At 44.8% G+C, this 22490-nt stretch carries 21 protein-coding genes; 14 read left to right on the top strand and 7 right to left on the bottom strand.

The genetic code is table 11. From position 1 onward, the window contains the following. Positions 1 to 70 precede the first annotated feature (70 nt). The gene (locus CUR83_RS11310; RefSeq protein ID WP_212564194.1) at positions 71 to 976 is read right to left on the bottom strand and encodes a LysR family transcriptional regulator; all 906 of its coding nucleotides are present in this window, start codon (positions 974 to 976) and stop codon (positions 71 to 73) included. Between the two features lie 159 nt (positions 977 to 1135). Between CUR83_RS11310 and CUR83_RS11305 the strand changes: the two genes are divergently transcribed. The 3 genes from CUR83_RS11305 to CUR83_RS11295 all read left to right on the top strand — a co-directional run bounded on the left by CUR83_RS11305 (position 1136) and on the right by CUR83_RS11295 (position 3689). After that, complete coding sequence (locus CUR83_RS11305; protein WP_212564195.1) at positions 1136 to 1849, top strand: pirin family protein; 714 nt, start codon at positions 1136 to 1138, stop codon at positions 1847 to 1849. A 67-nt stretch (positions 1850 to 1916) separates the two neighbouring features. Next, the gene (locus CUR83_RS11300; RefSeq protein ID WP_284719668.1) at positions 1917 to 2870 is read left to right on the top strand and encodes a pirin family protein; all 954 of its coding nucleotides are present in this window, start codon (positions 1917 to 1919) and stop codon (positions 2868 to 2870) included. Positions 2871 to 3077: 207 nt separating this feature from the next. Then, entirely contained in the window at positions 3078 to 3689 is a 612-nt protein-coding gene (locus CUR83_RS11295; protein ID WP_071003022.1) for a nitroreductase family protein, read from the top strand. A 173-nt stretch (positions 3690 to 3862) separates the two neighbouring features. Here CUR83_RS11295 and CUR83_RS11290 read toward each other — a convergent pair whose 3' ends face one another. The 3 genes from CUR83_RS11290 to nadR form a co-directional block, all read right to left on the bottom strand. Continuing rightward, positions 3863 to 4297 carry an Mpo1 family 2-hydroxy fatty acid dioxygenase gene (locus CUR83_RS11290; RefSeq protein WP_071003023.1) on the bottom strand — a complete coding sequence of 145 codons (435 nt, stop codon included), beginning with the start codon at positions 4295 to 4297 and terminating at the stop codon, positions 3863 to 3865. A gap of 212 nt (positions 4298 to 4509) precedes the next feature. Continuing rightward, positions 4510 to 5241, bottom strand: a complete 732-nt coding sequence (gene pnuC / locus CUR83_RS11285; RefSeq protein WP_071003024.1) for a nicotinamide riboside transporter PnuC — start codon at positions 5239 to 5241, stop codon at positions 4510 to 4512. Positions 5242 to 5356: 115 nt separating this feature from the next. After that, positions 5357 to 6424, bottom strand: a complete 1068-nt coding sequence (gene nadR / locus CUR83_RS11280) for a multifunctional transcriptional regulator/nicotinamide-nucleotide adenylyltransferase/ribosylnicotinamide kinase NadR (RefSeq protein ID WP_071003025.1) — start codon at positions 6422 to 6424, stop codon at positions 5357 to 5359. 581 nt (positions 6425 to 7005) lie between these two features. Between nadR and CUR83_RS11275 the strand changes: the two genes are divergently transcribed. From CUR83_RS11275 to CUR83_RS11260, 4 genes are all read left to right on the top strand, one after another. Continuing rightward, positions 7006 to 7218, top strand: coding sequence for a PspC domain-containing protein (locus tag CUR83_RS11275; protein ID WP_071003026.1), 213 nt, complete (start codon positions 7006 to 7008; stop codon positions 7216 to 7218). 451 nt (positions 7219 to 7669) lie between these two features. Further along, a complete protein-coding gene (glyQ, locus tag CUR83_RS11270; protein ID WP_223333560.1) occupies positions 7670 to 8671 on the top strand; it encodes a glycine--tRNA ligase subunit alpha in 1002 nt (333 codons plus the stop codon). Between the two features lie 9 nt (positions 8672 to 8680). Continuing rightward, positions 8681 to 10774 (top strand): glycine--tRNA ligase subunit beta, encoded by a 2094-nt coding sequence (gene glyS, locus CUR83_RS11265; protein WP_071003027.1) that lies wholly within the window; start codon positions 8681 to 8683, stop codon positions 10772 to 10774. A gap of 249 nt (positions 10775 to 11023) precedes the next feature. Beyond that, a complete protein-coding gene (locus CUR83_RS11260) occupies positions 11024 to 11320 on the top strand; it encodes a hypothetical protein (RefSeq protein WP_071003028.1) in 297 nt (98 codons plus the stop codon). A 146-nt stretch (positions 11321 to 11466) separates the two neighbouring features. On the opposite strand, the gene CUR83_RS11255 is transcribed toward CUR83_RS11260, so the two are convergent. Together CUR83_RS11255 and CUR83_RS11250 are read right to left on the bottom strand one after the other, a co-directional pair. After that, positions 11467 to 11919 (bottom strand): cell division protein ZapA, encoded by a 453-nt coding sequence (locus CUR83_RS11255; RefSeq protein ID WP_071003029.1) that lies wholly within the window; start codon positions 11917 to 11919, stop codon positions 11467 to 11469. Positions 11920 to 12026: 107 nt separating this feature from the next. Next, positions 12027 to 12467: a hypothetical protein gene (locus tag CUR83_RS11250; RefSeq protein WP_071003030.1), complete on the bottom strand. Its 441-nt coding sequence runs from the start codon at positions 12465 to 12467 to the stop codon at positions 12027 to 12029. Positions 12468 to 12679: 212 nt separating this feature from the next. Here CUR83_RS11250 and CUR83_RS11245 point away from each other — a divergent pair, with 212 nt between their 5' ends. From CUR83_RS11245 to CUR83_RS11230, 4 genes are all read left to right on the top strand, one after another. Continuing rightward, the gene (locus CUR83_RS11245; RefSeq protein WP_071003031.1) at positions 12680 to 13333 is read left to right on the top strand and encodes a UPF0149 family protein; all 654 of its coding nucleotides are present in this window, start codon (positions 12680 to 12682) and stop codon (positions 13331 to 13333) included. A 91-nt stretch (positions 13334 to 13424) separates the two neighbouring features. Next, complete coding sequence (gene argE, locus CUR83_RS11240; RefSeq protein ID WP_284719667.1) at positions 13425 to 14663, top strand: acetylornithine deacetylase; 1239 nt, start codon at positions 13425 to 13427, stop codon at positions 14661 to 14663. 154 nt (positions 14664 to 14817) lie between these two features. Then, positions 14818 to 15546 (top strand): LysE family translocator, encoded by a 729-nt coding sequence (locus CUR83_RS11235; RefSeq protein WP_075107157.1) that lies wholly within the window; start codon positions 14818 to 14820, stop codon positions 15544 to 15546. A gap of 102 nt (positions 15547 to 15648) precedes the next feature. Beyond that, complete coding sequence (locus CUR83_RS11230; protein WP_227517145.1) at positions 15649 to 15885, top strand: hypothetical protein; 237 nt, start codon at positions 15649 to 15651, stop codon at positions 15883 to 15885. A gap of 100 nt (positions 15886 to 15985) precedes the next feature. On the opposite strand, the gene miaB is transcribed toward CUR83_RS11230, so the two are convergent. Continuing rightward, on the bottom strand, positions 15986 to 17479 hold the full coding sequence (miaB, locus tag CUR83_RS11225) for a tRNA (N6-isopentenyl adenosine(37)-C2)-methylthiotransferase MiaB (RefSeq protein ID WP_284719666.1): 1494 nt from the start codon (positions 17477 to 17479) through the stop codon (positions 15986 to 15988). A gap of 347 nt (positions 17480 to 17826) precedes the next feature. Here miaB and CUR83_RS11220 point away from each other — a divergent pair, with 347 nt between their 5' ends. From CUR83_RS11220 to CUR83_RS11210, 3 genes are all read left to right on the top strand, one after another. Then, complete coding sequence (locus tag CUR83_RS11220) at positions 17827 to 19959, top strand: lytic transglycosylase domain-containing protein (RefSeq protein ID WP_284719665.1); 2133 nt, start codon at positions 17827 to 17829, stop codon at positions 19957 to 19959. Between the two features lie 464 nt (positions 19960 to 20423). Next, a complete protein-coding gene (locus CUR83_RS11215) occupies positions 20424 to 21065 on the top strand; it encodes a T2 family ribonuclease (protein ID WP_058025029.1) in 642 nt (213 codons plus the stop codon). 406 nt (positions 21066 to 21471) lie between these two features. Then, entirely contained in the window at positions 21472 to 22461 is a 990-nt protein-coding gene (locus CUR83_RS11210; protein WP_178379285.1) for a malate dehydrogenase, read from the top strand. Positions 22462 to 22490: the final 29 nt, after the last annotated feature.

Raw genomic sequence — 22490 nt, 5'->3', positions numbered from 1 at the left:
TCGCTTCTTAGATTAGAGTAGCTGCAACGCTATACTTTGTAAAAGATTAACCTTGCTTAATCAAATCTTATCAAAAATCATCCCAATACGGATGATCACCAAAGCGCTCAGCAATGAAGTCAATCAAATAACGACAACGCTGCGATAAAAACCGATTTTTTGGATAGACGGCATAAGCGTTTAGTATTGGCAATTGATACTGCTGCAAAATCGGTACAAGCTCGCCACGTGCCAGCTTTTTATAAGCGATGAAAGTTGGAATGACGGTAATGCCATGTCCTTTTACTGCCAAATCCGTTAAAAACTCACCATTGGTGGCTTTAATTTTGGCGTTCATCGCGTGATAATGTTTTTTTCCTTGGGCGTCAATCAGCTCTATATTGTTTGTTTGACCAAGACTGTATTGCAAAAACTCATGCTCCTCCAAATCTTCTAATGTATCAGGTGTGCCCATTTTTTTTAAATAGTCGGGGCTGGCGCAGATGACGCAACGAATCCGTGCCAGCGGCTTTGCTTGATAACTAGAATCTCGTAGCTCTCTGATTCGAATAGCCAGCTCATATCCTTCTTCAATCAGATCAACATGCCGATCAGAAAAATCCAATTCAAACTTCAGGTTTGGGTGCTGATTGGCGTATTCATCAATCACATCAGTCAGATGCATAAGACCAAACGATAATGGCGCGGTCATCTTTAGCGTACCCCCAATGCGCGTTGGCGTATCATTGGTAGTCTCGTTCAAGGCATCAACCGCGTTTAAGATACTGTTGACCTGCTGATAATACTGCTCACCTGCTTGTGTCAAGTGAGAGTGGCGCGTCGTACGGCTGATCAACTGAGTGCCTAGGCGTGCCTCCAAGTCTTTTAGGCGGCGGCTGACGGCTGACTTTGCAATATTTAATTGTTCGGCGGCTTTAGTGATGCTGCCTGCCTCGACAATGCGTACAAACATTGCCATGTCTTCTAACTGTCCCATTATCGATGCCTCATTATTGTTCTAATAAAAAGAATAGTTATTTGCACTTATGTCTGTTTATCTCTATATAGTCAACAATTATAATAGATACATTGTTCAATCACGTGAATTAATAACAAATATATAGATAATAAACGTATGGACAGTTAAGGATAAATAATGAAAACGATCTATCATGCAGCAGACTCCCGCGGCGATGCCAATCACGGCTGGCTAAAAAGCCGTCATACCTTTAGTTTTGCCAATTACTATAATCCTGAGCGTATGGGCTTCGGGGTGTTACGTGTCATCAATGATGATTTTGTCATTGGTGGTCAAGGGTTCGGCAAGCACTCGCACCGTGATATGGAAATTATCAGCATTCCTCTAGCTGGCAAACTTGCGCATGGCGATAGCATCGGTAATGAGGGCATGATTGAGACGGGTGAGATCCAAGTCATGTCAGCGGGCACAGGCATCACTCATAGTGAAATGAATGGCAGTCGTGAAGAAGCTGTGAGATTTTTACAGATCTGGGTCATGCCAAATAAAATGAGTGTTGCTCCTCGCTATCAGCAAGTGCACATGGGAACCATCATGACGCCCAATGAATTCAATCAGGTTCTATCACCAAATGCAGATGATGCAGGGGTTTGGATTCATCAAGATGCTTGGTTCAGTATGGGAGAGTTTGATGAAGGCGTGACGCAGACCTACCAACTAAACAATCCTAATAATGGTGTTTATATTTTTGTGATTGCAGGAACAGTCGTGATAGACGGTAACATTTTGTCTACTCGAGATGGCCTTGGGGTTTGGGATACTAAGGACGTCACTATGGAAGTGAAAGAGGCGGCAACAGTATTAGTGATGGAAGTGCCGCTTTCTATGTAGATCACGGATGAGCGCCGTAGCATCGTTCGTTCGCTCGACTAACCGCATACAGATCAAGAGGTGCCACATGACGATTAGAACTCTAAAGCCACGATCAACGGAGGTTGGTGGTGTTCCTATCGCACGGTTATTACCCAATAAAGGCAAACAACCGATTGGCGCATGGTGCTTTTTGGATCACGCAGGGCCAGCTGAGTTTGCTCAAGATGATTTAGGGGTTCAAGTTGGTCGCCACCCCCATACCAATCTACAAACTTTTAGCTGGATGATTGATGGTGAGATTTTACATAAGGACAGCTTGGGTAGCGAGCAAGTCATTGCCAAAAACCAAGTCAACCTCATGACCGCAGGTACTGGGCTGATGCAAGGTATTAGCCACACAGAACAAAGCGTTTTTTTGGACAATGCTGACTCAGATGTTGCTCACTCAAGCGTCGCTGCACGTAGTATCAATATGATACAGCTATGGATAGCTTTACCCACTGACCAGCAGATTGAACGCAGTTTTCATCATTACCCAGAGCTGCCAGCATGGACTGAGGGCAACGTCGAGCTGATTCTGACCACGGGTAGTTATCAATCAGCATCTGGTGAGCACCATCAAGCGCCAACGTTGCAGTACTCAAAGATAGTTGGTATCGATGTACATTTTTTAGAAGATGGAGACGTCACGCTGAATTTGGAGGCGAGCTTTGAGTACGGTATTTTAGTGGTTGTCGGTGCGCTAGAGTCTGAAGGTCAAGTATACAAGAAAGACCAGTTATTACGTTTTCATCGTACAGACGTTTCTAACGATACAACGATAACGCTGGTCGCAAACAAGGGCACACGTTTGATGTTCATTGGTGGGGAGCCTCTAAGCAACCAAGTATTACTGTGGTGGAATTTTGTCGCTGACAACAAAGAGGAGCTCAAGCAATCGGTCATTGATTGGAACAATGGTCATGAGCGTTTTGGTGAAGTGGATTCTAATATGCAGCGTCTGGTGGCACCAGAACTACCCAAAGGCTTCAAAGGCTAATTATCAACACGAAAAATTTATTAATCTATTTTTCAAAGGTAATCATCATCGTTAAGTTTTTTTACAAAAAATACATGGGGTTTCAGGTAAATTGTTCCGATAATAGCCCACATAAATAAACTGTTTTATAACGACTTGTTGATCACAAGATCGACAAGGTCTATCAACCCAGAGCAAATCATTCCTACAACAATATGGAGAAGTACGATGTCAGAACTAAAAGACTTACAACAATTAGCAGAAAAGCGCCGTTCTATATACGCACTCAGCGACCAGCTGCCAGTATCTAACGATGAAGTCGTAAAAGTAGTTGAGCATGCTGTCTTGCATACACCATCATCATTTAACTCGCAATCAACGCGTGTCGTTGTGTTATTCGGCGATGATCATCACAAACTATGGGATATGACTGAAGAGACCTTACGCGCTATCGTCGGTGACGAAGAAGCGTTTAAATCTACCAAAGATAAAATTGCTGGCTTTAGATCGGGTGCTGGCACCGTACTATTCTTTGAAGACCAAGCAGTGGTAAGAGGCATGCAAGAAGCAGCGCCTTTATACGCTGAAAATTTCCCAATTTGGTCAACTCAAACCAACGCAATGCATCAATACGTCATCTGGACGGCACTAGCAAGCATTGATGTCGGTGCAAACTTGCAGCATTACAATCCAGTGATCGATCAGAAAGTCGCGAGCACTTGGAATGTTGATGCAGATTGGGAGCTAAAAGCACAGCTGGTATTTGGTAAGATTGAGCAGCCAGCAGGCGACAAAGAATTCAAGCCACTTGATGAGCGTATGAAAGTGTTTGGTGCTTAATGTTGTTGTTTGAGAATAGACAACCTATGGCCTTGCTTAGGAAGTTTGCTAAATAAACTACAGAGCACGTAAAAAACGCCACCCAAGCATCGGGTGGCGTTTTTTTATGAATAAAGGGTAAAGACAGCAAAGCTACATTGGATATTTGCAGAACTGATGCGACAATTTAATGATTATTTACGTTGCATCAAACTGTTGGCGACCCATGCTGGACCGATTAATAAAAACTGTAAATCTTCAAAAAACGAGGGTTTTTTGCCTTCGATTTTATGACCAATAAACTGACCAATCCAAGCAACAACAAATACTGCCGCCCACGCTTTGAATCCCCATGGCATAGCCGCCATAACCGACAGACAAATCAGAATAAACAGCCCCATTGCCAAAAATAGCGGGGTCGATAAGCGTATATAAAATAATAAGACTAATGCGCTCAGTACGAGAGTAAACCATACAGACAGCGACATTCCCATCCCCAACAAACTCACAAAAATCGTCGGCACACATAGCCAATGGATTTTCTTATTAATCAGGTTTTGGTGACTGACCGCATACTCACTGAGCCACTGCTCAAGCGTGCGTTTGGACATTTTGGGTTGACGAGACATACTAACCTCCTTGTTAGTAAATGAAATAAGACGCCGACATGCGCTATCAATTTAAATATTAACATGCGCAATTAGTACCAGTTGTAGCACTAATTGCGCGTGTCCACCATGTTATCTGTTAGACGGCACAGTCAATTTCGCTCGTATTGCCAATGCGATATTGGTAAGACTTATCTCAATATCTCAAACGCTTTTTTCTACAGATGTTGCTATTAACCTCGTTCGCTGCGATGCCACTCATAGAGACCGACAAAGGCGTTTACCTGATACACCATGGTTTGAATCGCAAAAATATAGTTGCCAGACATGAGATTGACGATCAGCCAGACAAAGTTGACGATGATCCATAACCACCAGTTAAAGGAATAACGCAGAATCATGGCTGCCTGAGCGGTAATAGACAGCACAAAGGCAATGACGTTGATCCAAAAGAAAGAGATAAATCCCAAAAACAGACTATTATCATCCTCGACGACCGCATAACCGTAGCTCGCCAGTAGATCATTGACGGTTGGGAAAAGGGCAAGACCGATGATGATAAATGCGGCAGTGATCAACCACACCGCTTTGCTCGCTGATTTTGGGATCATGTCGCCATCAGGGTCGGTGTGTTTTGACCAATAAAAAATGCCATAGACATGGGTAAAAAAGTTAAATAGAGGCGCGAGCATCAGACCTACGGCGCCAGATGTGGCCTGTACAATGACTTCTCCTGCGGTTGCGCCCATACCAAAGCCATTGCCCATGACGTTTTTTCGAAAAGATAGTGACACCACACAAATCAGACCAATAAACGAGACAGCCAAGTAAAACCAATCAAGCGTGGTATGGTCGGTTGTGAGCCAAAAACCTGCGGACAGAGCAATGACCCCGCAAATAAACCAAACGATGATCCATTGCATTGACCATTCTCCGGTGATGTTATCCAGTAGCTGAATACGCATAAATTTTTCCTCTAAAATTGATACTGATTTCAATATAGTGCTAACGACAACATAATGTTAACTGTAACGCGCTAGCTGAATAAATGATGATAAATAGGGCACTCTTTGATGCCTCTTATAATGTTTTGCCATAGATATGCTGATCGATAAATTGCAGTGCTTGCTGATAACGAGCATCGTAATCGGGCTGGTCAATCATATGCGGCGCGATATCGTGACGCGCAAAAATATCTAGCAAGCGCTGCTCGAACCGTCCACGTGCTTCAGGCGTACCTAAAGAGCGCATGCCGTCATCAACCCATGGCGTATTATTATCGAGCATGATGGTGTGGTCTAAGCGAAACTCATCAACGCAAGCAGCGACAAAAGGATGCGTGCGACCTTCGTACTCTTCACAAAACGCTTGTGTGGTGACAAAATCCGTATCAACGATCGTAACCGGAGCTGTTGCATTGGCTTTAGCATCGCGTATCGCTTGCGCATGATCCAGACAAATAGGGCCGTAATCGCTGTACTGCAGCCCAACTTCGCTACCGCCCAAATCTGTGCCCACATACAGACGGCCCATCTCCAGCGCAAAGCTGGCACCATAGTAATTAGCCAGCTTATGCACCAGTGTTGTCTTGCCAGAGCTTTCGCCGCCGACAATCGCAACGGTTTTTGTATAGTTAGCGCGTGCCTCTGGATGGATTGCTGACCAATGGGCGACTGGTTCGCGAGCAATGGCGTACGAGTCGAACTCAGGCTGTAGCGTAGTAGTGACCACTTGTAAGATAAGTTGCTCTTGTAAATCACTCTGCGTCAGTGGGTGGTTCTCCGCCATAAACAATGCTGTCTCTGCAGGGAGTGCTAATGCCTTTATCAAGCGCTGCAATTTGACATTACTAGTCGCCACATCGATCCTGACATTTTCGCTACTATCATTACTATCATAAAGATGCTCATGAAGCGGTAACTCGATCTCATCAGTAGTATGAATATGAATAAATGGCAAATCCGCACAGGCCATCTGTAGCCAACGCGCTTTGTCTTGTAAGGTGATCGTAAAATCTGGATGCGGTGATGGATGCGTCATAATGACGATATGCAGGGTCTTTGCTTGTCCTGCTGCTTCTAATATGCTGCGCATTTGCCCCAAATGTAAGGGCTCAAAGTGTCCAATCATCAATCCGTTGTCGTACATAGCCATCCTTATTCTGTTTTGGGCTTATATTTGTTTCAGATTTAAGGATAAATTCTCTAAAACCTGAGTTACTTATGAGCATGGTATAAAGGTTTTGGAGGATTTACAGGTAGGTTATTGTAAATCTGACTTATATTTGACTCTTACGCAGATTATTATGTTTTTCATCAGCGGTTTTTGTGTGAATCTAAAAATAAAAAGCGAGTGATGATTTTTTGACAATTGAAGATTTGAGCATTTATTACCACTATCAAGTTGCTATCAAAACACCACTTATCTCTTTGATTCATTTAAAAAATAATGAACTGTGTAAATAGCTAAAGCAAGGTTTTAGCAACAAAGTAAATTCTGAAACATTTTGAAATAATTATTTAAAATCAGGGGCTTGCGTGGTGATATGACAGGTTAGGGCAAGCTTACGTATCATAAACTCACAAAGTACGTCTATACCTTCAACAGATAAATTCTCAAGAATTGATATACTTATTTATAAGTTGGCAAGGCAAGGTAGCCTTGAGACTAAAAAAGCAAGAAAAAATAAAAAATACATTATAAAAATAGATAACAGAGAGGTATTTAGTTTGGCTAAGTTAGCAAAATTACATCGCTCACAAAATAATCGCATGATAGCGGGCGTGATGGGCGGTATTGCAGAATATGTCGGCTGGTCACCTACGTGGGTCAGATTACTATTTGTAATTGTCTCGTCGCTAAGCGCTGCTGTACCGGGTATTTTGATCTATATCGTATTATGGATAGTCATGCCAAAAGCCAATAGCGATTCCTATCAGTAACCAAGCTTGATATTTAGGCATTAATACCCGTTAAAAGAAATAAATCTGTACCACAAGCAGTTGTCCAACAAGTAGTCTCCAAAAATAAAAAGCCTGAATCATCAGGATGCCCAAGATACAATTTTCCTCCTGCCCGAATGCTCACGCATTTGGGTATTTTTTTGTTTTCAAGATCAGTCGCCGGTCAGGCTTCTTTTATGTTAGTTCGGTCGTAAATCAGGGATATAGTCGCGTGTTTTTATCGACAACGCAAATTTAGTTAACGTAAATATGGATAAAATAGTCAATTTTTAGTAAGGTGAGCAGGCAAATAGCGTCGTTGCCAAATAGGTGATGAGTACTATCAGAGATTTATTTAATCATACCCATTTCACAGTGACTTACTATGAAAACCCAAACTATGACATCCGAAGCGACAACCCCGATGACACAAGACCAAACTCCTCAACCGATGACTTTTCAGGACTTAATCCTAACCTTACAGAATTATTGGGCTGACAAAGGCTGCGTGGTATTGCAACCTTACGATATGGAAGTCGGCGCGGGCACGTTTCATACCGCCACGTTTTTGCGCTCGTTAGGTCCTGAGCGTTGGAACGCTGCGTATGTACAGCCATCGCGTCGCCCGACTGATGGTCGCTACGGTGACAATCCAAACCGTTTACAACACTACTATCAGTTCCAAGTCGTACTAAAGCCGAACCCACCTAACATTCAAGAGCTATATCTGGACTCGCTACGCGCTATTGGTATCGATCCATTGGTGCATGATGTACGTTTTGTGGAAGACAACTGGGAATCACCAACGCTTGGCGCGTGGGGACTTGGCTGGGAGATTTGGCTTAACGGTATGGAAGTGACCCAGTTTACCTATTTCCAGCAAGTCGGCGGTATTGAGTGCTTCCCAGTCACTGGCGAGATCACTTACGGTCTTGAGCGCTTGGCGATGTATGTGCAGGGCGTTGATAGCGTCTATGACTTAGTCTGGGCAGATGGCGAGTTTGGCCGCGTCACCTATGGCGATGTGTTCCATCAAAACGAAGTTGAGCAATCGACCTACAACTTTGAGCACGCTGATGTGCCAATGATGGGTGAGATGTTTGATTTTTATGAGCAGCAAGCAGATAAGTTGGTTGAAGCAGGCCTGCCATTGCCAGCCTATGAGATGGTATTAAAAGCCTCTCATGCGTTTAACTTGCTTGATGCCCGCGGTGCGATTTCGGTCACTGAGCGTCAACGCTTTATTCTGCGTGTACGTACGCTTGCGCGTAAGGTTGCGTTTGGTTATGTCGAAGCTCGTGCCAAGTTAGGCTTCCCATTGGCTGATGAGGCGCACCGTGCCGAAGCTCTTGAGAAGTATTTGCCAAAAGAAGACGCGGCAACAGAAGGCTCATCAACAGACAGCTTAGCAAAAGAAACCACTGACAACAATCAACCGACGAACAAGCAATAGGAGCATCCCATGAGTACTATTCTATTTGAACTGGGGTGTGAAGAGCTACCTCCAAAAAGCCTAAAACCATTGCGTGATGCGCTGCAAACTAGTGTCACTGAGCAATTATCTGCAGCTGAGATCACCTTTGATAGCATCAAAGCCTTTGCCACACCGCGCCGTTTGGCGATTCAAATTGAAGGCATTAGCGATAAGCAGCCTGACCGCACTGAGCAAAAACGCGGACCAGCTATCAAAGCGGCATTTGATAGCGATGGCAATCCAACCCGCGCGGCGATAGGTTTTGCTAAAGGCTTAGGTATCGAAGCGAGCGAGCTTACGACCATTAACACCGATAAAGGTGACTATGTCGGCTTTGAGCAAACGATCAGTGGTCAAGCGACTACCGAGCTACTGCCAGCTATTTTTCAAACAGCGTTAGATAGCCTACCGATTGCCAAACGTATGCGCTCAGGTGCCAGTCGCAACGAGTTTGTTCGTCCCGTCCAGTGGGTAGTATTGATGCAGGATGACACTGTTATCGATGCCACTATCCAAGGGCATGAGACAGGCTCGCAAACTCGTGGGCACCGTTTCCACAGCCCTGACTACCATGATATTGCTCATGCCAATGACTATGAGCAACTGTTAGATGGTTTAAAAGTCGTGGCAGATTTTGATAAGCGCCAAATGCTGATCAAAAACCAAGTCAAAGCATTGGCAGATGAAGTTAATTCTGATGCTATCGTACCGCAGGATTTGTTGGACGAAGTTACCGCATTGGTTGATTTCCCCATTGCGCTACGAGCAAGCTTTGAAGCACGCTTTTTACAAGTGCCACAAGAAGCGCTTATCTCGACCATGCAAGCGGATCAAAAGTATTTTTGCTTGACGGATAAAACGGGCAAATTGCAGCCGTACTTTATCTTTATCACCAATATTGAGTCTAAAGACCCCAATCAGATTATTGAAGGTAATGAAAAAGTGGTGCGTCCACGTTTGGCTGATGCCGAGTTTTTCTTCTTACAAGATCAAAAGCAGCCGTTATTTGCACTCACAGAGAGCCTAAAAACTCGTGTATTCCAAGACAAATTGGGTACGATTTGGGAGAAGTCTGAGCGTATTGCTAAGCTTGCCGCGTTTATTGCTACCCTAATGCAGCAGCAAGGCCACGATATCAACGTCGATGACACTGTACGTGCGGGTATTTTATCCAAAGCAGATTTGGCCAGCTCGCTTGTCGGTGAGTATCCTGAATTGCAAGGTATCGCGGGCACGTATTATGCACGTTTGAATGAGGAACCTGAGGCAGTTGCAGCAAGCTTGGAAGAGCAATACCTGCCCAAGTTCAGTGGTGATGTATTACCGCAAACACCAGTTGGTATTTGCTTAGCGTTGGCTGATCGCCTAGATACGCTCGTTGGTATCTTTGCGATTGACCAAGCACCGACGGGTTCAAAAGACCCGTTTAGCCTACGTCGTTCTGCCATTGGTATTTTGCGCATTTTGATTGAAAAGCAGTTACCTATTAATCTGGTAGCGCTCGTTGAGCAAGCGATTAAAGGCTATAGCGATGCTGAAGGTACCAAGATTGCCAAAATGGGTGACACCTTTACCCAAGTGATGGCGTTCTTAAACTCGCGCTATCGTGCGATGTATACCGAGCAGGGTGTCAGCGTCGATACGATTCAGGCCGTACAAGCGATTAACCCGCATATGCCGCTTGATTTTGATCAGCGTATTCGCGCCGTACAAGCATTTAGCGAGCTGTCACAAGCGTCAATGCTCGCGGATTCAAACAAACGTGTTGCCAATATATTGGCCAAGTCAGAAGTCGATGTTGCTGATACGGTCGATGAAGCGCTACTATCTGAGACTGCTGAGCAAAATTTATATGCAAATGTGCAGCAAGCACAGACAGTGGTACAGCCATTGCTTGAGCAAGCGGACTATACGCAAGTATTGCAAACGCTGGCGAGCTTAGATGAGCCGTTGACGCAGTTCTTTGATAATGTGATGGTCAACAGCGACGATGCAGCGCTCAAAAATAACCGCTTAGCCTTGCTCAAGCAGGTACGCGCCTTGTTCTTGTCTGTGGCTGATATCAGCGAGCTACAGCTATAACTGCTAGCCTTTAATCTTAGGTTTTGATACAAAAACTGGCTCACTGTGGCCAGTTTTTTGTTGCTATAGCACTTGGCTATTCGTCAGTGCTATGAATGACAACCCAGCATCATCGACAATTAACCGTAAAGGCATTGTGCCATTACCATTATTGACGGTAAAATTTAGGCATTCGAGCGTCTTGGATCATGGTAAGTGTCATCACTCTTGTTATTCATTACGTTTATTTGTCGTTGAAGGAGCGCTGCCGTGTTTGCCGTTATTATTGTCATTCTTATTATCTGGGCTTCCATGTGGGCTTTTTACAAGTTTATGTACCCACGTCCACCCAAAAGCATGATGCCAAAAGAGGGTGATGTCACCACACCGCGTCAGTGCAATTTTTGTGGTAACAGTTTGGCGGAATATCGCGGTGTCCTTGAAACTAAGCCTAGCTTAGCGACAACCAGGGATGGTAATACTGAATCAGCCCAAGAATTATTCTTTTGCAATTATGAGCATCAGGCAGACTTTCACGCAGGCAAGACTTACAAACCTTATGCGTAAGCAGGTAGATAAAAACGATTGACCATAAAAAAGCGCTTAGCTTTAGTAGGCTAAGCGCTAATAGATTTGATGCTTTTTCATCATATCGCACACTATTAGATCATGCATGTTTTGAACGATCTGTCTGCTGAGACAACACCGCACTATTACAAAATAGAGTGGGCGTCTTTCATGATTTTATTTAGCAATGCCTGTGATTGCTTATCTTTTTGCAAGCGGTCTTCATCACTTCTTTGGTTGGCATGGATTTTTTCGTATAAATTCAAGCAGCACAGCACCAGTATGCTTTCTTGACTGAGGCTTGGTGCATCTCGCTTTAGATCAAGCGCATAGTTATTGATATAAGAGACCGCCGATAGTAGCTCTTCTTGCTCATGAACGGGACAAAAAATTGGATAAGTCACGCCAGCAATCGCGATATCGACTTTTTTGATCTGGGGCTCAGCCGCTTTGCCATTGGCTTGAGACGATGTGCTGGATGTGCTCGCCCCCGATTGAGTGGATTTTTGTACGGCTACGTCTTTATTCGGTACTTGAGTATTTTGTGATGGGTTATTTTTTGGCTGTTTTTCTATAGCGTTGCTTTGGTTGTCGGTCATGATACATCCTACAATGTCTGGTCAGTGGAATGAGTGATATCAGGTTTTACAAATAGCGTTGGGCGGTTTAATAAGTAGCATATTTTGCTATCTATTACAGGAATGCGTTAGCTTTCTGCTTGATCGATGCGGGTTAAGCGTTGCAAGACGACTTGCGTACGCTCTGCTGCCAACTGATTCTTCTTTTGCAGTTCACTGTTTTGTTGTTTGATATTGCTATACTGCTGCTTTAATTCATTATTGTGCTTTTGCAACTCGCTATTTTGTTGTTGTAATTGGCTGATTTGTTTTTGTAGTTTGTCTTGTTCTTCACCAATCATATGGTGCGCTTCAGCAAGGCTTTGATAGCGCTTGTCGAGGTCATTTAATTGTTTTTTTGCGCCATCACGCTCGCTGTGGCTGGCATCAAGCTTGTTTTTTAGAGCAGAGACTTCTTTTGCATCGCTAACAGGGTGTTGTTTTAGGCTGCTAAGTTCAGCACTGACAAGCTGATACTGTTTTTTGATGTCGAGTACCATTTTTTCTAATATTCTAAGTTGATCATACATAGTCAGTTTTTATCCTTAACAAGTAAGCGTGAATGAATTTTGTTCGCTGCATTTAATAATGCCATAGGTGACCGCATAATATCTATATCAACAAAGTAATTACAAGTACGAGGCTTTGTCTTTTTACTTTTATCTATCGATGATTTGTCCCAGACATTTTGTCGTGACTATTTTTATTTTTTGAACAGTAATCAACTACTAGGACCTCTATTATGAATGATAATATCTCTGGCTGGAATACTTGGCTGACTGCGTTTGATGATTGGACGGACGTGTCTATCAGTGAGGTGCACGGCCTGATGACAGGGCTGATGACGGCGTGTAACGCGCCTGATGAGGCCACATGGGCAAAGGTGTTTGAAGAGCTGAGCTTTGCACCGCTACCAGAGGCGGCATTGACGTTGCTGACAGAAGAAGCAGAAGACACGGTGTTTCAGTTAAAAGATAAAGATGATGCCTACGCTTATATGCCGCTGATCCCTGATGATGAACATGATTTATACGAGCGCGTGATGGCATTGAAACAGTGGTCAAACGGCTTTATGACGGGTTTTGGTATTACTGATTGTAATTTGAGTAGCGAAGAGAATGAGATGCTCTCAGATTTGGCTAAAATTGGTGGCATTCGGTTAGAAGAAGAAGAGGATTTTGAGGGGGGAGAGGAGTCTTATCTTTATATCTACGAGTTTGCTCGTATGGTGCCTGTGAGTTTTGCGACGCGTAAGCGCAAGCCTGTAAAAGACATCGCCCTGATTGCTGGACTATCTATCAATGCCAAAACCACCAAAGAGCTACAAGCAGAAGGCAAGTTGCCAAAACCGATGCCACCCGTGCTTGACGTGATGAATCAGAATAATCCATCATAAGACAAATCTGATACCTCATAGTTTTTAAGAAATGGCTTTTAAGAAATGACTTTTAAGACATAATTCTTAAAAATCATAATAGGGATATTTTATGATCCAAGATACTAATGACAATGCTAGCAATGACCAACAGTTAAACCCTGCTACGCATCCGAGTAATAGCCTTGATTGGCTGTCTAGGCTTATCGCTTTCGATACGGTCAGTCGACACTCCAATCTAGCATTGATTCATGATGTGAGAGCGTATTGTGAGCAGCTTGGTCTGACGGTAGATTTGACCTTTAACGAGGCAAAGACCAAGGCCAACTTGTTTGTGACCGTACCCGCTGGCGAAAACGCTGACCAAATTAATAACGGTTTGGTGCTCTCAGGTCATACTGATGTCGTGCCTGTCGATGGTCAAGACTGGACATCAGAGCCGTTCACCGCGACGATACGTGGTGACAAGCTATACGGACGCGGTGCGTGCGATATGAAGGGTTTTATTGCGTGTGCGCTGACAATATTGCCACAAGCTGTACAGCTATCAAATAGCGGTCAGCTGCGTCGCCCATTGCACCTCGCGCTGTCGTTCGATGAAGAGGTGGGCTGTTTGGGTGCGCCATTGATTTTGGCGGATTTAAAAGCGCGCGGTATCACCCCTGATTATTGCATCGTCGGTGAGCCAACCAATATGGCGATGGTGGTCGCGCACAAAGGCATCGCGGTGTATCGTTGCCGTGTCCATGGTAAATCGGCGCATTCTTCATTGATTGGACAAGGGGTCAATGCGATCAGCTATGCAAGCAAATTGGTGGGCTATGTCGACACGCTTGCTGAAGAACTGAGCACTCGTGATGACAATGATGCATTGTTTACCGTGCCTTATTCGACATTGTCAGTAGGGACTATACACGGCGGTACAGCCACCAATATCGTGCCCAATCTGTGTGAGTTCACTTTTGACTATCGCAACCTGCCGCACATGACCCAAGACGATATACTAGCGCCCATTCAAGCAAAAGTTGCTGAGTTAAATGCGCAAATGCAAGCGCGTGCGCCTGAGACGGGTATCGAGCTGATGCAGGAAGAGAGTGTTCCTGCCATGACGGATAATAACAGCGCTGAGCTACAATCATTGATAGCAGCTCTGACAGGGGATGATGAGCGTCATAAAGTCGCTTACGCAACGGAAGGTGGTCAGTTTACCAATGCAGGCATCCCAACGATCATCTGTGGCCCTGGTAGTATTGAGCAGGCACACAAAGCGGATGAATATGTAGAACTGATCGAAATCAAACGTTGTGACGGCTTTTTGCAAAAACTATTAGACAGTTGTACTGCCAAGTAGCTTATAGAGGTGTCGATACGCTATAAAAGTGGCAAACATATGTATATAATGTGAGAAGTATCAATAATACCGCCTGAATGGCGGTATTTCTTTTTTTGGCGATGTGGCTGTTCGTATAAGAAGCATTTATATATAACAAAGTAGGGGTTAGCTGATGTCTTGGCATCTGTTTGCAGTATTTTTCGCAAGTACGTTTTTGATTTCCGCAACACCAGGTCCCAACATGTTGTTGGCATTCCAGTATGGCATGAACTATGGCGTGAAGCGCACATTATGGACGCTGGCAGGGTTAAGCCTTGGGCTATTTATCTTGCTGCTATCGACTTTACTTGGGCTGGATGTGATCAGTCGCCAGTCGCCATGGCTGCTCACAATTATCAAAGCCGTGGGCGCGGCATACTTGGTATATTTGGGCATCAGCTCATGGCGTGATGCGGGTGATGGTAGCTTGATGAGCGATGCCAAAGAGTTAAGTGCTGAGGTTGAGGCCGACTATGGGGCTTTTGAAGGTCAAGCTGGTACACCGCAGCCGCGCTCGCTGTCGAGTGCTGCGGTCAAGACAAGTCCGAGCAATCTCACTTTATTCCGTACAGGGGTTTGGGTATCTTTATCTAATCCAAAAGCGATATTATTTTTCGCAGCGTTCTTTCCTAAGTTTATTAATTTTAGTGCGCCACTATGGCCGCAATATATCTTATTGACCATTGGGCTATTCATGAGCGAAACGATTTGGCAGATTGTCTATACGCTAGGCGGAAAAAAGCTGGCAAGTTGGCTCGATGTTGGTAATCGTTTAGCATGGCTTAATCGTGGTTGCGGCATTATCTTTATCATCATTGCAGCGGCCTTGTTTGCTGAAGTAATTAATAGTTTTATGCTATAAAAAGTTATTAGACTTCTTGCATAAGTCATCGTCAGCCCTTGTAACTCCGTCAGTTGAAGTCAATGAACTGGTACTTTTGCAAGAGATCTAATAGGTAACTATATGAGCTTAAAACAAACGTTAAAGAAAGCCAAACAAATTGAGAGACAGTTAGACAAGCAGACTGAATCAGGTGCACAGCACTCGCTAGGCACTGTCAAACCGCGTAATTACTTGGCGCTTGATCCACTGTTAAGAAAGGGTGGTATTCATGAAAAAGAAGATATCGATATCGTCCGCAAGAAACGTCGCCGCGAGACCAAGCAGCAGCTACGGAAGACAGATTGGTTATCAGAATAGTGATGGTTAACATTCACCCGCAAAAAAGCCGTTCTCTATTATAGTGAACGGCTTTTTTATTCTTACTCAAACTTATAATTTAACCATTGTTACTTAACCACTATGCTAATACTTCGATTAGCTCGCCTTTTACCATGTGCGGACTGACAAAATCGGTGACACGTACGCTGACAATTTTACCAAGCAGCTCATCACTGCGCTCAGGATCGTAAGGGAACATCACCGTACGGGTGTTGTCTGCTGTTCCGATTAGGCAGTCTGGATGGCGATTGGCGACTTGTTCAACCAAGACGCGAGTCGTTGTACTGACCATCTCATGCGTTTTGGCCAATGTCGAGTCAACGATCACTTTTTGGAACTCAGCCAAACGCGCTTTTTTGGTGGTGAAGCTGACATCATCTGGTAACTCAGCAGCTGGCGTGCCCGGACGCTTGGAGTAGATAAAGCTGTACGAGTGATCGAAGTTCAGCTCTTTTGCTAAGTTTAGCGTGTCTTGGAAATCCTCATCAGTCTCACCAGGGAAACCAATGATAAAGTCGCTCGACAAGTGAATGTCTGGGCGGATGGCTTTGAGCTTATTGATCTGATCGATATACACATCGATGGTATGGTTGCGTTTCATCGCCGCCAAAATCGCGTTTGAGCCACTTTGTACAGGTAGATGCAGATGCGATACCAGCTCTGGCAATTGTGCATAAGCGTCAATGATATCATCGGTAAACTCAAGCGGATGGCTGGTGGTATAACGAATACGTTCCACACCATCGACGTGCGAGACATAATGCAGCAGCTCAGCGAAACGGCAAATACTGCCATCGTCTTTTTCGCCGCGATAGCCGTTGACGTTTTGACCAAGTAGGTTGATTTCGCGGATACCTTGCGCGGCAAGGCTATCAATCTCAGCCAGCACATCGTCAAGTGGACGCGACAATTCTTCACCGCGTGTATAAGGAACGACGCAGAATGAGCAATATTTTGAGCAGCCTTCCATGATTGAGACAAAGGCTTTGTAGCCTTCTACTCTTGGCTCAGGCAAAAAGTCAAACTTTTCAATACTGGGGAAGGATACGTCAATCGTACCGATACGGTTTTTGGGTGACACGTGGCGCTGATCGTTGGATTGATCATACAGCTCAGGCAGACGGTGCAAGGTTTGCGGGCCAAACACCATATCCACATAAGGCGCGCGTTTTTGGATATTGTCGCCTTCTTGTGAGGCCACGCAGCCACCAACGCCAATCACGAGATCAGGACGTTTTTCTTTGAGTTTGCGCCAGCGCCCAAGCTCTGAAAACACCTTTTCTTGCGCTTTTTCGCGGATAGAGCAGGTATTCATCAACAGCACGTCGGCTTCATCAATGTTGTGCGTCACTTGCATGCCGTGCGAGTCACCGAGCACATCGAGCATTTTGTCTGAATCATAGACATTCATCTGACAGCCTTGGGTGGTGATAAAGACTTTTTTAGTCGATGATTTTTCGACTGGTGCTTGGGCTGAACTTTGCTCCTTGAGTGCAGTGACAGCACGTGCGGTGACAGTCGTCTCAGCAGCAGCATCGTCATCGATGCGGGGATTGAATACAGTAACACTCATAAGGGAAAGTCCATGATTGACCAAAAATATAACGGAGTAGCCGATTAACAGGTGGCGTATTTTATCACAACCCTGTACTAATGTGAAAAATTAGCATAGGCGATGGGTTGTCAATATGATAAATAATTCATAGCAGTATCAATTATTTACTGTGATTAATATTACCATTTATAAAAACTGAGGCTCGTTATCATTTCTATGTTACACCGTGCTCTCCTATTTATTAACAAAAGGTAAAGGAGATAGTTGAAAGCACAATGAGTATAGTATGATGATTGCGATACCCTTGGCGGTACTTAGCGAACCCTTATTCAAATATTTGTAGAGATATTATAAAGAGAGTCAGTATGACAAAGTTGCGTGTTGCTCATAGCATCAAGGATGAAGAATTTACCAGTCAAAAGCAGACGTCGAAACGACTCACAGTAGGCTCGTTGTGGATAAGCGCATTGAGTGTGGCAACCGCTATAAGTGCGCTTGGTATGTCACAAGTGGCTTGTGCAGAGCTGACGTGGGGTGATGAGGAAAGCTACCAACAAGAGGGTAACTATCAGCAAAATTATCAGCAAGACCGTAGTATTGACTCATTTATGGCAGCGGCTATCGCAGCGGATCGTGGGGATGTGGGTGCGCTCTATAATTATGAGCAAATCATGAGCGGTGGTCTATTTGCCATGTATCCAACTTACTGGCGGATGAATCTAGACCTCAATTCACAAAGTTCAGCGGCCGTATCGCAGTTTGTACGCCAGTATCCAGATACGGTCATGGCCGAGAAGCTAGTGGCTGACTTTGCGGAGACCAAAGCGGGGTCGAATGACTACGCCTCTGTCAGACAAGTGGCGAATCTGATTACCAATGCTGATGCCAGTGAGCGCTGCGCTATCGCCCTTGGGTTCAATAATGGCGGTGATACCATGCGTGCCATGGCTGCCAAATCTGATGTTTGGCTAACCACCAAAAAGCAGCCAGCCCTTTGTGACCAGCTAGCGATGGAGATGAATAACAACGCGCTGATTAGCAATCAGGATCGCGCCGCTCGACTCAAGCGGATGCTGCGTGTCGGTAAGACCGGCGACATCATGGCATTGTCATCGCGCTTAGGGACACCGATTGCCTATTCGGCGCTTAGTGAAATTCAGCTCAATCCTTCATCGTTTTTTAGCCGCTTTGGCCGCGAGCCCGCCAGTCAAACCAATCAATACCTATACCTATATGCTATTGGCCGTGTCGCAGATAAATCCTATCGAGAAGCGGCACTGCAGTTAGACTTCGATATCAAGCAAGACAATCAGCGCGCTATAAAGTTATTAAATGACGAAACGCGTCGTTACGCCTATCGTACGCTTGGCGTGAAGCGCATGAACCACAATACCGATGACGGTTTTAATGCTGAAGCAGTAGACTGGTTCCGCAATAGCTTAGATGATGACTTTAACTTTGAAGAAGCGGAAGACTATGCCATGGCGGCAATCCGCTTTGGCCGCTGGGATGATGTGGTTGAAGCTATTTCAAAAATGGATGGTGAAATTCAGAAGGATGGTCAGTGGCAATACTGGCTGGCACGCGCCTATGAACAATCAAGCAATAGCAGTAAGCGCAATACCGCCAAAAAAATGTATCAAAACCTAGCGAAAAATAATGACTACTATGGCTTGATGGCAAAAGACAGGATCGGTCAGCGCTTTGATGCCAGCCGCTTAGGTGGTAGCAATTTGCCTAATGTCAGTACCGCTGACCGCGCGCGCGTGATGCAAAACCCACACTTTGCCCGTGCATTTGCACTATACAACTCTGACGCGAGTCGCGGCTACGCCAACCGCGAGTGGAACTGGGCTGTGAAGCAAGCACGCGATAACCGTGATGACAATCTCATTATCGCGGCGGCGCGTCAAGCGTATGACATGGGCTGGCTCGATCGGGCGATTTATGCCGTCGATAATACCGATAGAGTTAATAGCTTGGCACTTTCGCACCCTATGCCACACCAAGAGTCAGTGGTGCGTTATAGTCAATCAGCAGGCATTGATCCAGCGTGGGCTTATGGCATCATGCGTCAAGAGAGCCGTTTTGTGTCTTCTGCGCGCTCAAATGTAGGCGCCAGTGGGTTGATGCAAATCATGCCTGATACGGCAAAATATATCGCGCGTAACTTAGGTGAGACTTATAGTGCGAGCCGTGCCAATAGTGGTGATACCAATATCCGTTATGGTACATGGTATATGGGTGATATCTTAAGTAAACTGAACTATCAGCCAGTACTGGCAACCGCAGGCTATAACGCAGGTCCTAATAATGCCAAACGCTGGCAACCAACCTATGGCGCAATCGCCGCAGATCAATATGTCGAATCGATTGCCTTTCCTGAAACGCGTAACTATGTCAAACACGTGATGGAAAACGCTACTATCTATAGTAGTCTGCTGGGTCGTGGTCAGCCAATCAGTCAACGTATGGGTACAGTACCTGCTGCTTTTTAATCAGTGAATTCGTATTTAATAGACCACTAGCTTTTATAGTTAACGGTCTATTTTTTATGGGCTAAATGGCAGCAAGTCTTAGTACTTTATACAATAAATACTGAACTTAATTTTGCAATTGTTGACGAGCACGACAACGTTTACGTTTTTGCTATAGATTAAAAAAGACATTTTGTTACCATTGCTTTAATTGACGTGTATGTTCTTCAGTCTTGTTCTTAGATCGCTATGTGTTTAATGCTGTTAGCACAATGATTTAAGTGATAGCCCATGTTTTATCATTGCTAATTGCTCTCAGCCCTATGATCAAAAAATACTTCAAACTGCCTGTATTATCGAAAACTCGGCAACCGTTACTGATTCAGGTGCCCCGGTCATCTAATACGAAAGCAGAAACAAGCTCAAAATTTAAGACATCCAGTTTCTTGGTGCAGTTCCGTGGAAGTTTGAAAAATAGGCATCATATGGGTAAAGTTAATAAAACGACGAGTTTTGGTGCTTTGTTAATCATACAAGGTCTTATGCTTACGCCAGCATATGCGGCGAGCACGGTCAAAGCTGGCCAGCGCGTATTGATGGTCGAGATGACCCCCGCGCTATGTAGCATGCAGCCGACAAGAGCCCGCATGCGTCAATGTCTAGAAGGCTATTCGTTAACAGTTTCAGGCTTAGACATGGGCTACGGCGAACGCTGTGGTCGTGGTAGCGAGCCACGTTTGACACCACTACAACTAAAGGTTGTCAATCGCATCATGCCTGATACGACAGTACGTAGCCAAACGTGGCAGCGCTATGGTGCTTGTAGCCCACTGAGTGCCAGTCGCTACTTCCGACAAATCACTAACTACGCTGGTGAACTAAAGCTTCCTAACGAGCTGAATACGGGCAACAGTTATACAGTCTCTAAATCTCGATTTATTAGTCAAATGACGCGCCTAAATAGTGGTATGTCATCAAATAGTGTCGATCTCATTTGCCAAGAAGGCAGTCGTCGTCAATCGATACTGACGGATATCCATGTGTGCTATGAGGGTAGCAGTTTTGGCACTTGTCACAATGTTGTAGATAACTGCGGCAGCCAATTCATCATTTCAGGTGGTAGATAGCTTTTATTTAACTATTTTTTAGATAGTCTACCGTTCTTTTTCTACATCCTTTTCGGTACTGTTTTTAATAAAATCTGAGTAAACTTGCCCGTATTACATTGTCATTTTTATGCTCTTATTTACTCGTCTCATAGCGATAAAACATACTATGGGCCGTATCTAAAAATTATACAGCCCTTTATTTATAGGCTCTGAGCTTATAGATATTCTTTTCGTATAAAATGTAACAATATAATCCGTGAGAATCCGCGGCAAGCCTCTGATTGTCTCTAGACGATTTGCCAAACGAAGTGCTACACTAGCTCTCGGTTTAGCGCTGCCTTTGTGCAGCAAACAAGTCGATATCTAAAAAGATAATCATCTATTACAATCATGAATGATCTAATCATCAATTAGGGAGTATTCAATGTCAATGAAACAGCCTTTACGTGTTGCCGTCACTGGTGCCGCTGGTAATATCAGCTACGCGATGCTATTTCGTATTGCATCTGGCGAGATGCTAGGTAAAGATCAGCCAGTTATTTTGCAATTGCTTGAAATCACACCAGCGCTTGATGCCCTAAAGGGTGTGGTCATGGAACTAGAAGACTGCGCATTCCCATTGCTTGCTGGTATTGTCCAAACTGATGATGCAAATGTGGCATTCAAAGATGCTGACTACGCGTTACTCGTCGGTGCCCGTCCACGTGGTCCAGGTATGGAGCGTAAGGACTTACTAGAAGCCAACGCTGCGATTTTCTCAGCACAAGGCAAAGCATTAAACGAAGTCGCTAGCCGTGATGTAAAAGTATTGGTCGTCGGTAACCCTGCCAACACCAACGCGCTAATCGCTCAGCGTAACGCACCAGACCTAGATCCACGTAACTTTACTGCCATGACTCGCCTAGATCATAACCGTGCGATGGCACAGCTAGCCGAAAAAACTGACAGCACTGTTAATGACATCAAAAACATGACCATCTGGGGCAACCACTCATCGACCCAGTATCCAGACCTAACGGCTGCGACTGTCAATGGCAAACCAGCGCTAGAGTTGGTTGATCGTGATTGGTACGAAAACACGTATATCCCAGAAGTACAGCAGCGCGGCGCGGCCATCATTAAAGCTCGCGGCGCCTCATCTGCAGCTTCTGCTGCCAACGCTGCTATCGCCCATATGCGCACGTGGGCACTCGGTACTGACGAGAACGACTGGGTCTCTATGGGTGTTTATTCAAATGGGGAATATGGTATCGCTGAAGGCCTTATCTACTCATTCCCATGCACATGCAAAAACGGCGACTGGTCTATCGTAGACGGCGTTGATGTGTCATCAGAATTCTCAAAAGAGAAAATGGCCGCCACTGAGCAAGAGCTGAGCGAAGAGCGTGATGCAGTAGCACACCTACTACCATAAGCTAATAAGCTAAGCAGTTATATAGCTGT

This window comes from Psychrobacter pocilloporae (genome assembly GCF_029872915.1).
GTDB classification, from domain to species: domain Bacteria; phylum Pseudomonadota; class Gammaproteobacteria; order Pseudomonadales; family Moraxellaceae; genus Psychrobacter; species Psychrobacter pacificensis.
The sequence above is the reverse complement of the archived record's forward strand: the minus strand, read 5'-3'. Positions and strand labels throughout refer to the sequence as shown.